At 60.3% G+C, this 11,742-nt stretch carries 12 protein-coding genes; 3 read left to right on the top strand and 9 right to left on the bottom strand.

The annotated features are described in order from the left end of the window. Positions 1 to 35 precede the first annotated feature (35 nt). Both recR and CKW26_RS04935 read left to right on the top strand, forming a co-directional pair. Complete coding sequence (gene recR, locus CKW26_RS04940; RefSeq protein WP_007918335.1) at positions 36 to 638, top strand: recombination mediator RecR; 603 nt, start codon at positions 36 to 38, stop codon at positions 636 to 638. A 157-nt stretch (positions 639 to 795) separates the two neighbouring features. Then, entirely contained in the window at positions 796 to 1,944 is a 1,149-nt protein-coding gene (locus CKW26_RS04935; protein ID WP_095047722.1) for an acyl-CoA dehydrogenase family protein, read from the top strand. Between the two features lie 90 nt (positions 1,945 to 2,034). Here CKW26_RS04935 and CKW26_RS04930 read toward each other — a convergent pair whose 3' ends face one another. Both CKW26_RS04930 and fnr read right to left on the bottom strand, forming a co-directional pair. Beyond that, positions 2,035 to 2,583 carry an adenine phosphoribosyltransferase gene (locus tag CKW26_RS04930; protein ID WP_007918333.1) on the bottom strand — a complete coding sequence of 183 codons (549 nt, stop codon included), beginning with the start codon at positions 2,581 to 2,583 and terminating at the stop codon, positions 2,035 to 2,037. A 78-nt stretch (positions 2,584 to 2,661) separates the two neighbouring features. After that, positions 2,662 to 3,396 carry a fumarate/nitrate reduction transcriptional regulator Fnr gene (gene fnr / locus CKW26_RS04925; RefSeq protein ID WP_007918332.1) on the bottom strand — a complete coding sequence of 245 codons (735 nt, stop codon included), beginning with the start codon at positions 3,394 to 3,396 and terminating at the stop codon, positions 2,662 to 2,664. A 154-nt stretch (positions 3,397 to 3,550) separates the two neighbouring features. Here fnr and CKW26_RS04920 point away from each other — a divergent pair, with 154 nt between their 5' ends. Next, the gene (locus CKW26_RS04920) at positions 3,551 to 4,033 is read left to right on the top strand and encodes a hypothetical protein (protein WP_095047721.1); all 483 of its coding nucleotides are present in this window, start codon (positions 3,551 to 3,553) and stop codon (positions 4,031 to 4,033) included. Here the strand turns inward: CKW26_RS04920 and hemN are convergent. The 7 genes from hemN to CKW26_RS29350 form a co-directional block, all read right to left on the bottom strand. Continuing rightward, entirely contained in the window at positions 4,030 to 5,412 is a 1,383-nt protein-coding gene (hemN, locus tag CKW26_RS04915; protein ID WP_095047720.1) for an oxygen-independent coproporphyrinogen III oxidase, read from the bottom strand. The two genes, CKW26_RS04920 and hemN, sit on opposite strands and share 4 nt — an antisense overlap. Before the next feature lie 200 nt (positions 5,413 to 5,612). Next, positions 5,613 to 6,296: a sulfite exporter TauE/SafE family protein gene (locus CKW26_RS04910; protein WP_016984739.1), complete on the bottom strand. Its 684-nt coding sequence runs from the start codon at positions 6,294 to 6,296 to the stop codon at positions 5,613 to 5,615. Beyond that, positions 6,289 to 6,501 (bottom strand): cbb3-type cytochrome oxidase assembly protein CcoS, encoded by a 213-nt coding sequence (ccoS, locus tag CKW26_RS04905; RefSeq protein ID WP_093431851.1) that lies wholly within the window; start codon positions 6,499 to 6,501, stop codon positions 6,289 to 6,291. The genes CKW26_RS04910 and ccoS overlap by 8 nt, the downstream gene beginning before the upstream one ends. A gap of 24 nt (positions 6,502 to 6,525) precedes the next feature. Continuing rightward, positions 6,526 to 8,976: a heavy metal translocating P-type ATPase gene (locus tag CKW26_RS04900; RefSeq protein WP_095047719.1), complete on the bottom strand. Its 2,451-nt coding sequence runs from the start codon at positions 8,974 to 8,976 to the stop codon at positions 6,526 to 6,528. A gap of 319 nt (positions 8,977 to 9,295) precedes the next feature. Then, positions 9,296 to 9,835 carry a FixH family protein gene (locus CKW26_RS04895; RefSeq protein ID WP_095047718.1) on the bottom strand — a complete coding sequence of 180 codons (540 nt, stop codon included), beginning with the start codon at positions 9,833 to 9,835 and terminating at the stop codon, positions 9,296 to 9,298. Positions 9,836 to 9,846: 11 nt separating this feature from the next. Beyond that, positions 9,847 to 11,262: a cytochrome c oxidase accessory protein CcoG gene (gene ccoG, locus CKW26_RS04890; protein ID WP_095047717.1), complete on the bottom strand. Its 1,416-nt coding sequence runs from the start codon at positions 11,260 to 11,262 to the stop codon at positions 9,847 to 9,849. Continuing rightward, positions 11,262 to 11,711: a hypothetical protein gene (locus tag CKW26_RS29350; RefSeq protein WP_218251720.1), complete on the bottom strand. Its 450-nt coding sequence runs from the start codon at positions 11,709 to 11,711 to the stop codon at positions 11,262 to 11,264. The genes ccoG and CKW26_RS29350 overlap by 1 nt, the downstream gene beginning before the upstream one ends. Positions 11,712 to 11,742: the final 31 nt, after the last annotated feature.

Here is an 11,742-nt window from a genome sequence, read left to right as displayed (position 1 = left end):
AACCGCGTCTCGTTGTTTTGTCGGACTTTTTACCCATGAGCTTCAGCCCTTTGATTCGCCAACTGATCGACGCCTTGCGCACTTTGCCAGGCGTGGGTCAGAAGACCGCCCAGCGCATGGCGTTGCAGATGCTCGAGCGTGACCGCAGCGGCGGCTTGCGCCTGGCCCAGGCCCTCAGCCAGGCCATGGAAGGGGTCGGTCACTGCCGTCAGTGCCGCACGCTGACCGAAGACGATCTGTGCCCGCAATGCGCCGATACCCGCCGTGACGACACGTTGCTGTGCGTGGTGGAAGGGCCGATGGATGTGTATGCGGTCGAGCAGACCGGTTTCCGTGGCCGCTACTTTGTGCTCAAGGGGCATTTGTCGCCGCTCGATGGCCTGGGGCCTGAGGCGATCGGCATTCCGCAGTTGATGACGCGGATCGAAGAGGCGGGCACGTTTACCGAAGTCATTCTCGCGACCAACCCGACCGTGGAAGGTGAAGCGACGGCGCATTACATTGCTCAGCTGTTGAGCAACAAAGGCCTGATCGCCTCTCGCATTGCCCACGGCGTGCCGTTGGGTGGTGAACTGGAGCTGGTCGATGGCGGCACGCTGGCGCATTCGTTTGCCGGGCGTAAACCCATCTCTCTCTGATAAAAATCAAAAGATCGCAGCCTTCGGCAGCTCCTACATGGAAACGCGTATTTCCAATGTAGGAGCTGCCGAAGGCTGCGATCTTTTGATCTTCTGCATCTTGTAAACCAAGCAAGCGCTCGGTTAAGTTCGGCGAACCCTACCGTGGAGCTCGCCCATGCCTGCCTTTCAGGAATACTTCGACCCCAGCCACCAATTGGTCCGCGACAGCGTCAGACGTTTCGTCGAACGCGAGATCCTGCCGGACATTGATCAGTGGGAAGAAGCCGAAAGTTTCCCCCGCGAGCTGTACCGGAAGGCTGGCGCGGCAGGCATCCTCGGCATCGGTTATCCGGAAATGCTTGGAGGCAGCCATGAAGGCGATCTGTTCACCAAGGTTGCCGCCAGTGAGGAGTTGATGCGCTGCGGCTCTGGCGGCCTGGTAGCGGGGCTGGGATCGCTGGATATCGGCCTGCCACCGATCGTCAAATGGGCGCGCCCGGAGGTACGTGACCGGGTCGTGCCACAGGTGCTCAGCGGTGAAAAGATCAGCGCGCTGGCGGTTACCGAACCGGGCGGTGGCTCCGACGTCGCCAACCTGCAAACCCGCGCCGTGCGTGACGGCGATGTCTATCGCGTCAGCGGCAGCAAAACCTTTATCACCAGTGGCGTGCGCGCCGATTTCTACACCGTCGCGGTGCGCACCGGTGCGCCGGGGTTTGGCGGCATCAGCCTGTTGCTGATCGAGAAGGGTACGCCAGGCTTCACCGTTGGTCGTCAGTTGAAAAAAATGGGCTGGTGGGCGTCGGACACGGCTGAATTGTTCTTCGACGACTGCCATGTACCTGTGGGCAATCTGATCGGCGCGGAGAACATGGGCTTCGCCTGCATCATGGGTAACTTTCAAAGCGAACGTCTGGCGCTGGCATTGATGGCCAACATGACTTCACAGCTAGCGCTGGAAGAGAGTCTGAAATGGGCGCGCGAGCGTGAAGCGTTTGGCAAGCCGATCGGCAAGTTTCAGGTGATCAAGCATCGCCTCGCCGAAATGGCGACTGCGCTGGAGGTTTCACGGGAGTTCACTTACCGGCAAGCGGCGAAGATGGCGGCGGGGCAGAGCGTGATCAAAGAGATTTCGATGGCGAAGAATTTTGCCACGGACACGTCAGACCGGATCACCACCGAGGCAGTGCAGATTCTTGGTGGGCTGGGTTATATGCGCGAGAGTCTGGTGGAGCGGCTGTATCGGGATAACCGCATCTTGTCGATTGGCGGCGGGACGCGGGAGGTGATGAACGAGATCATCAGTAAGCAGATGGGGCTTTAAAGGCAAAAGATCGCAGCCTTCGGCAGCTCCTACAGGGAAACGCACATTCCAATGTAGGAGCTGCCGAAGGCTGCGATCTTTTGATCTTGATTATTTATCGGTCAACGCAAACTGCGTCAGGCAGAAGGTCGGGATGCCCATGTCCTCAAGACGCTGCGAACCTTGCAGTTCCGGCAAATCAATAATCGCCGCCGCTTCATGCACCCGCGCGCCCATGCGGCGAATCAGGTTGGCGGCTGCGATCAATGTCCCGCCCGTGGCAATCAAATCATCGAACATCACCACCGAATCGCCTTCACACAGGCTGTCGGCGTGCACTTCCAGGAACGCTTCGCCGTACTCGGTTGCGTAACCTTCGGCCAGTACGTCCGCCGGCAGTTTGCCTTGCTTGCGGAACAGCACCAGCGGCTTGTTCAACTGATAGGCCAACACCGAGCCGATCAGGAAGCCACGGGCATCCATCGCGCCAATGTGGGTGAAATCAGCTTCCACGTAGCGGTGGGCGAAACTGTCCATCACCAAGCGCAGAGCCGTTGGCGACTGAAACAGCGGGGTGATGTCGCGAAAGATCACGCCCGGTTTCGGGAAGTCGATCACAGGGCGGATAAGCGATTTGATGTCGAAGGAGTCGAAGACCATCGTCGAGGTGTCCTGGCAGGGCTGCAAACGGCGCAGTATACCCGCGGCTGAAACGCTTCGCTCAACCGCGGATCGAGATCAGCCTTCGATCGAGCCACCGGCCAGCGCGCAGAGCTGGATCGGGTCGAGGATGTGAATCTCTTTGCCCTCGGCGGCAATCAGTTCGTTCTGCTGGAAACGGGTGAAGACCCGGGACACGGTTTCCACCGCCAGACCGAGGTAGTTACCGATTTCATTGCGCGACATGCTCAGGCGGAACTGGTTGGCGGAGAAGCCGCGAGCGCGGAAGCGGGCCGAGAGGTTGACCAGGAAGGTAGCGATGCGCTCGTCGGCGGTTTTTTTCGACAGCAGCAACATCATTTGCTGGTCGTCACGGATTTCCCGGCTCATGACGCGCATCAACTGCCGGCGCAGCTGCGGCAGTTGCAGGGCCAGCTCATCGAGACGTTCAAAAGGGATTTCGCAGACCGATGTGGTTTCCAATGCTTGGGCGGAGACCGGGTGTTTCTCGGTGTCCATGCCTGACAGGCCGACCAGTTCGCTTGGCAGGTGGAAGCCCGTCAGTTGCTCTTCGCCGCTGTCGCTGAGGCTGAAGGTCTTCAGGGCGCCGGAGCGTACTGCATAAACGGAATCGAACGTGTCGCCCTGGCGGAACAGGAACTCGCCCTTTTTCAGCGGGCGGCCGCGTTTAACGATTTCGTCCAGCGCATCCATGTCTTCCAGATTCAAAGAAAGTGGCAGGCAGAGAGGGGCCAGGCTGCAATCCTTGCAATGGGCCTGGTTGTGAGCGCGCAGTTTAACTGGCTCGGACATTTCTTAGATCCTTGTGGGAAAACACACATAAGCCGTAAGGGTAACTCACGGGAGGACATTCAGGCCAGTCTGGGGCGACTTTGCCCTACAGCCATAAAGCCACAGGGCCAGCAGCCGATAAACAGGTATCAAAGTGCATACAAGGAACGATTCGATGGCCGCCATTGGTACGCTGGGCCCCGCTAGCAGCGACGTTGCGGCAACGCCGGAAGCGTTTAAAGTTGCGTCCGGCAATGCACACAACCCAGGTTCGTCCGATGAGGCAACCCCGACCTTGGTCGAGGGCGTCAAAGTGTCGCTCTCCGGTGCATCGATTGCAAAATCCGCCAGTGCCGGTGGCGAAAACAGCGACATCGAGACCAGTGGCCTGCCCGAGAACATCCAGCAATTGCTGAAGATGATCCGCAAACTGCAAAAACAGATTGCCGAGAAAAAGGCACTCATCGAAGCGGTCATGGCCGACAAGCGCCTTTCCAACGAAGAAAAGATCATCAAGGCTGCCGCGCTGCGAGGCGCAATCGCCGCGTTGAATACCGGTCTGATCACGGCCAATCTGGCTTTGTCCAAAGTGGTCGGGCAGTCCGGGTTGACCGCGGATCAGAACCTGAGCGTCGGTTCGTTGTTGACGAAAAACTAAATCACCCGCGAAAAACGCTGGCGGTTCTGCTGTTCCAGGTAGGCATCGAACACCATGCACACCGAGCGCACCAGCAGACGACCCGCCGGCAACACGGCGATCCGCTCGCGATCCAGCGCGATCAGGCCATCACTGGCCATGCCTTGCAACTGCGGCCACAGCGCGCCGAAATAGCCCTGAAAATCGATGTTGAACTGCTGCTCGATCGCGGCGAACTCCAGGCTGAAATTGCAGATCAGCTGCTGGATCACCGCTCGGCGCAAGCGATCATCGGCGTTGCACACCAAGCCCCGGCTGGTCGCCAGTTGTGCGGCGGCGAGGGTGTTCTGGTACTCGTTGAGGTCGCTGCTGTTCTGGCAATACAAGTCGCCGATCTGGCTGATGGCCGAAACGCCCAACCCGATCAGGTCGCAATGGCCGTGAGTGGTGTAACCCTGGAAGTTACGTTGCAGGGTTTCTTCTTCCTGAGCAATCGCCAGCTCGTCATCGGGCAGGGCGAAGTGATCCATGCCGATGTAGCGATAGCCGGCGGCGGTGAGTTGCTCAATGGTGCGCTCAAGCATTTCCAGCTTCTGCGCGGGCGCCGGCAACTCATTGTCATTGATCCGTCGCTGCGGCATGAAACGCTCGGGCAGGTGCGCATAGTTGAACACCGAGAGCCGGTCCGGTTGCAGGCTGATGACTTCTTCAACGGTGCGGGCGAAATTTTCCGGGATCTGCTTGGGCAACCCGTAGATCAAGTCGATATTGATCGAGCGGAACTGCAGGGTGCGCGCCGCATCGATCACCGCGCGGGTTTCCTCCAGACTTTGCAGGCGATTGACCGCGCGCTGCACCGCCGGATCAAGGTCTTGCAGGCCGATGCTGACCCGGTTGAAACCCAGTTCGCGCAGCAGGCCCATGGTCGACCAGTCGGCTTCACGCGGGTCGATCTCGATGCCGTAATCACCGGAGTCGTCATCCAGCAAATTGAAATGCTTGCGCAGGTGCGCCATCAATTGGCGCAGCTCGTCGTGGCTGAGAAAGGTCGGCGTGCCGCCGCCAAAGTGCAGTTGCTCGACTTTCTGGGCCGGGTCGAGGTGGCAGGCGATCAACTGGATTTCCTGCTCCAGCCGCTGCAGGTAGGGCAGGGCGCGACCACGATCCTTGGTGATGACCTTGTTGCAGGCGCAGTAGTAGCAAATGTTCGCGCAGAACGGCACATGCACGTAGAGAGACAACGGGCGCAGGGCCTTGCGGCTGTCGCGCAGGGCATGAAACAGGTCGAAGGTGCCGACCTGACTGTGAAATTGCACGGCCGTCGGATACGAGGTGTAGCGCGGCCCCGCCAGGTCGTAGCGGCGGATCAGATCAGAGTCCCAACGAATGGCGTCGAGCATGCGGGCATTCCCCCGGATAGGCTGGCAGTGTGAGCGAGTCTATCGGGGGGCGGTGGTGGCGCTGTTGATTTGCATCAACGGGGAGAGGTGTGGTGTTAGTGCGGGCCTCTTCGCGAGCAGGCTCGCTCCCACATTGGATCGGTGGTGCAACACAAATCCCCTGTGGGAGCGAGCCTGCTCGCGAAGGCCGCGCCGCCGATCTAATGGCCCATGAGCCAATGCTGATGTGGGCCGGGTAATGTCCAGATCCCGAACAGGATCACCAGCAATCCACCCGCCATGCGCACGCTGCGTTTGCGCAAAATGGCAGTCACGCGTTCCGCCGCAAGCCCCGTCGCCAGCAATACCGGCCAGGTGCCGAGGCCAAACGCGAGCATCAACAACGCACTGTCCAGCGCATTGCCCTGACTCGCCGACCACAGCAACGTGCTGTAAACCAGTCCGCAGGGCAGCCAGCCCCACAACGCGCCAAGCAATAGAGCCCTAGGCAGGCTCGACACCGGCAGCAAGCGGTTGGCCACCGGTTGAATGTAACGCCACAAACCGCGTCCAAGACTTTCAATGCGCGTCAGCCCGCTCCACCATCCGGCCAGATACAAACCCATGGCGATCAGTAGCAATCCAGCCAGCACGCGCATGAACAGCGCGGCCGGACTGTTGGCGACAGCCCATCCGGCCAGACCGATCAACAAACCAGCCGTGGCATAACTGAGAATCCGCCCAAGGTTATACGCCAGCAACAAGCGGAAACGCCGGCTGCGCTGTTCCTTGGGAATCGCCAGGGTCAGCGCGCCCATCAAACCGCCGCACATGCCCAGGCAATGACCGCCACCGAGCAGGCCGAGGATCAATGCCGATACCAGCAAGGGCGCCAGTTCAAGCATGAGGTGGGGCCTTGTCGTCCGGTTTGTCGGGGTTGGCTTCGTCCACGGCGGCGGTGTGGTTCGGGTCCTGATCATCGAACAGGATGCTGTGCGCCGGGCCGTCGAGGTCGTCGTACTGACCGCTGTCCACCGCCCAGAAAAAGATGTAAACGGCGATGGCCACGATCAGCAGGGCGGCCGGGATCATCACGTAGAGAGCTGGCATCTGTACTCCAGGTGCCCGCGCGGCTCAGGCCGGCAGCGGGCGGGTTTGCGATCGGGTGCTGGCGGGCGGCGGACTCGGCAGGCGAGTCAGACGCAAGGCATTGAGCACCACGGTCAACGAACTGATCGACATGCCGACGGCGGCCCACACCGGCGTGATCCAGCCGAGGGCGGCGAACGGCAACATGAGGCCATTGTACAGCGCCGCCCACAGCAGGTTCTCGATGATGACCCGACGGGTGCGGCGCGCCAGCGTGAAAGCCTGGACCAGCGCGTCGAGTCGGTTGGACAGCAGCACCGCATCAGCACTGGTTTTCGCCAGATCGGTGGCCGAACCCATGGCGACACTGATGTCGGCCGCGGCGAGTACCGGCACGTCATTGACGCCATCGCCGAGCATCAGCACTTTGCGACCTTCCTTGTGCAACTGTTGCAGGACTTGCAGCTTGTCGTCCGGGCGAAGACCACCGCGAGCCTCGTCGATGCCGAGTTCTGCCGCCACACTGGCGACCATCGGCGAGCTGTCGCCCGACAACAGCAATGTGCGCCAGCCGCGCGCCTTGCACGCGGCGAGCAGGGCGGGGGCGTCGTCACGCAAGCGATCGTCGAGGACGAACCACGCCAGCGGCCCCTGAGCGTCGCCGAGCAGCAGCCATTGGCCGGCCTCGTTCGGCATGCCGGGCACGTTCGCACCGCTGAGGGCGCAGACAAATTCTGCCTGGCCGATGCGCAAACGCTGTCCGCCCACCAAGCCTTCGAGGCCAAGCCCCGGCGTGCTGTGGACTTCTTCAGCGGCCAGCGGCGCACGGCCGAAGGCGCGGGCAATCGGATGTTCCGAACGGTTTTCCAGTGCGGCGGCAAGGCTCAGGCATTCATCGCTGTCGCGCGCGCCGAGCGGGCGAATCGAGCGCAGCACCAGTCGGCCTTCGGTGAGGGTGCCGGTCTTGTCGAAGATCACCGTGTCGATTTGATTCAAGCCTTCCAGCACGTGACCACGGGTCAGCAGCAAACCGAGTTTGTGCAATGTCCCGGTGGCTGCGGTGAGCGCGGTCGGTGTTGCCAGCGACAGCGCGCACGGGCAGGTCGCAACGAGCATGGCGAGGACGATCCAGAATGCGCGCGATGAATCCAGCTCCCACCAGAGCAGGCCGATGGCCGCGGCGGCAATCAGTGATAACAGCAAAAACCATTGCGCGGCGCGGTCGGCGATTTCCGCCAGTCGCGGTTTTTCCGCTTGGGCGCGGTCGAGCAGGCGGACGATGGCCGACAGGCGCGTGTCTTGGCCCAGCGCCTGAACTTCCACGGTCAACGCGCCTTCGACATTGAGCGTGCCGGCAGTGACCGTGTCGCCGAGGGTACGCGGTTGCGGCAGGTATTCGCCGGTGAGCAGCGATTCGTCGATGCTCGATTGGCCGTCGATGATTTTGCCGTCCGCCGGCAGAATCGACCCGGCCTGCACCAGAATCCGCTCGCCGAGGCGCAGTTCGCTGAGCAGGATGCGTTCGCTCTGGCCGGCTGCATCAAGGCGCAGGCAAGAGGCAGGCAATAGATTGACCAATTGCGCGGTGGCGGCAGCGGTGCGTTCGCGGGCACGGCGTTCGAGATAGCGGCCGGCAAGCAGGAACAACGCAAACATCCCCACCGCGTCGAAATACAACTCGCCGACCCCGGTGATCGAGGTCCAGATCCCGGCAATGTAAGCACTGCCGATCGCCAGCGACACCGAGACATCCATGGTCAGGTGGCGTGTGCGCAGATCGCGCATCGCGCCTTTGAAGAACGGCGCGCAGCTGTAGAACACGATCGGTGTGGTCAGGAACAGCGCGACCCAGCGCAGGATCGTGTGCAGCTCGGGGCTGAGGTCGATGTTGAATTCCGGCCAGGTGGCCATGGTCGCCATCATCGCCTGGAACCACAGCAGACCGGCGACACCGAGTTGGCGCAGGGCCAGACGGTTTTCGCTGGCCAGTTGTTCGCTGGCGCGATCGGCCTGATACGGGTGGGCGGCGTAGCCGATGTGGCGCAGTTCGGCGAGCACTTGGCTCAGCGGCAATTGCGCGTCGGCCCAGCGCACATGCAGGCGATGGTTGGACAGGTTCAGCCGCGCCTCGGCCACGGCGGGCAGCGTGCGCAGGTGTTTTTCGATCAGCCAGCCGCAGGCGGCACAACTGATGCCTTCCATCAACAGGGTGGTTTCGGCCAGATCGCCTTCGTGGCGGACGAAGGGTTGCTGCACATCGGCGCGGTCGTACAGGGCCAGTTCATCGACCAATTGCACCGGCAATGCTTCGGGGTTGGCCGAGGCTTCGCTGCGGTGTTGGTAATAGCTTTCCAGACCGCCGGCGACGATGGCTTCGGCCACCGCCTGACAGCCCGGGCAGCAGAATTCGCGGGATTGCCCGAGTACGACGGCAGTGAAGCGGCTGCCGGACGGGACCGGCAGGGCGCAGTGATAGCAGGGGAGTGGGGTGGTCATGGCATCGTTGAGGGGGTAAGCCCTTGCATTGGGGTTGTCCGCTTGCCCTCACCCCAGCCCTCTCCCGGAGGGAGAGGGAGCCGATCGGTGTGAGCCGGAAAAACTGGTTCAGTCGGCTGGATCTTTACTGTCATACACAAAACGTGCAAACGCTCTAGATCAGTCCCCTCTCCCGGAGGGAGAAGGAGCCGATCGGTGTGAGCCTGAAAACAGGCTCAGTCGCCTGGATTTTCACTGTCATACACAAAACGTGCAAACGCTCGAGATCAGTTCCCTCTCCAGGGGGAGAGGGCTAGGGTGAGGGGGCTTTTGAAGTTGTTTACTTCTTCAAATCTTCGGCACCTTGCAGCGGTTCATCACCCAGCAGCAGATCCTTGTCATGGTTAACCAATTCTTCCTCGAACATCCGCCAGACGTGATCATCCTGAGTGCCCAGCAACTCGACAAACCGGCGACCTTCAACTTTGTCACCCAATTGGCCGATGTAACGCCCGGTTTCGGTCTCGCTGCGGGTCAGGACAATCTTGCGATCCTTCTCCGGCTGCGTCGGTGAAATCAGGTTCAGCTCCAGAGTCTTTGGCTGACTGTCACCGCTTAAACGCAGATCAACTTCACCGGTCACGTCATCCAGATGCACAGCGGCGCGCATCTTCAGAGTCTGTGCCAACAGCTCACGGTCCAGCGAACGGTTGATGCCTTTGCCGGCCTCGTAGTAGTTGTCGTTGACGAGGTTGTCCGGGTTGTTCACCGCAATGGTCACCATGGACAGAGTCAGGGTCACCGAACAGGCCAGAATTCCGATGATGATCCATGGCCAAAGGTGCTTGTACCAGGGACTTGCGGCGTTTGCTGCGGGCATGTTCAGTTCTCTCAACGGATTTGTGGGCCGATGAATCGGCTCTTGGCTTCAACGTGGACGCTGTCGTCATCGGCATCCTTGAGGAGGAATTTCACCTCATTGGTGCTCGATGGCAGTTGCTCCGGTGCGCTCGACAACTCGACCGGCATGCTGACGATGTCGCCGGCCGCGACTTTGATCTCGCGTTTGCCTTGCAGGCGCAGGTCGGGCAGGCCGGCGGCTTCCAGCACGTAAGTGTGGTCGCGCTGATCCTTGTTCATGATCTTCAGGCTGTAGACGTTTTCGATCCGGCCTTCGGCGTTTTCGCGGTATAGCACGCGGTCCTTGCTGACGTCGAAGCCAACCAGCGAGCGCATCACGAATGCAGTGACCAACAGGCTGATCATCGCCAGCAACACTACGGCATAGCCGATCAGGCGTGGCCGCAGTTTATGGGTTTTCTGCCCGGACAGGTTGTGTTCGGTGGTGTAGCTGATCAGCCCGCGCGGGTAATCCATCTTGTCCATGATGCTGTCGCAGGCGTCGATGCAGGCCGCGCAGCCAATGCACTCGATCTGCAGACCGTCGCGGATGTCGATGCCGGTCGGGCACACCTGAACGCACATGGTGCAATCGATGCAATCGCCCAGGCCCTGGGCCTTGTAATCGACGCCTTTCTTGCGCGGGCCACGGCTTTCGCCGCGACGCGGGTCGTAGGAGACGATCAGCGTGTCCTTGTCGAACATCACGCTCTGGAAGCGTGCGTACGGGCACATGTAAATGCACACCTGCTCACGCAGCCAACCGGCGTTGCCGTAAGTGGCGAGGGTGAAGAAGCCGACCCAGAAATACGACCAGCCATCGGCCTGGCCGGTGAAGAATTCGAAGACCAGTTCACGGATCGGCGAGAAGTAGCCAACGAAGGTCATGCCGGTGACAAAACCGATCAACAGCCACAGCGCGTGTTTGGCGAGTTTGCGCGCGAACTTGTTGGCGCTCATCGGCGCCTTGTCGAGCTTGATGCGCTGATTACGGTCGCCTTCGGTGACCTTCTCGCACCACATGAAAATCCACGTCCACACACTTTGCGGACAGGTGTAGCCGCACCAGACCCGGCCGGCGTACACGGTAATGAAGAACAGGCCGAACGCGGCAATGATCAACAGGCCCGAGAGCAGAATGAAATCCTGTGGCCAGAAAGTGGCGCCGAAGATGAAGAACTTGCGCTCCGGCAGGTTCCACCACACGGCCTGATGACCGCCCCAGTTCAGCCACACCGTACCGAAATACAGCAGAAACAATGCCGCACCGCCCATCATCCGCAGATTGCGGAACAGGCCAGTGAAAGCACGGGTGTAGATTTTTTCTCGAGAGGCGTAAAGGTCAACGCTGTTGTTCGCGTTTTTGCTCGGTGGTGTGACGTCGTGTACCGGAATCTGGTTGCTCATCATTGCATCCCACGGCAGTGGAAAAATGCCTCGGTCGATACGTGCCAACCCAGGTCAGAAAGGGGTGTTGCAGTGGCGCAATGATACGCCGGTCGCTCTGGCTCAAGGGTGCGACCTTTGGTCGCGTTGGGTAAAAAACCTGAATGGTGTAGCGAATGCAGCAAAGCATGATGCAGGTCAATTGACTTGTTGAGTATGGACGGTTTTGGCTTGAGGGCTAATTCATTGTTTCCACGGGAGAACAGTCCGCCGCTGCGGTCATTGCGAGTTTCATAAAAAAGCCTGGTCAGATTGGACGCACGCACGAATGGCGTCACGTTCAGGGTTTCCTTTGCACAACTCGACGCGTGTCTGTCCTGAAAGAAAACTTTGAATGTGGTTTTGCGTGGACCACGCCAGGTTGAATGGAACTTGTCATGTTTATTTTCAGTGCTCTGCAGGTTATTCAAGTTGTGCGGTTAGTGCCTCTGAAATAAATCC

Origin of the sequence: Pseudomonas sp. Irchel s3h9 (assembly GCF_900187475.1) — a bacterium.
GTDB lineage: Bacteria > Pseudomonadota > Gammaproteobacteria > Pseudomonadales > Pseudomonadaceae > Aquipseudomonas > Aquipseudomonas neuropathica.
Note: the sequence above shows the minus strand (reverse complement) of the source record. Positions and strands in the feature narration are given on the sequence as shown.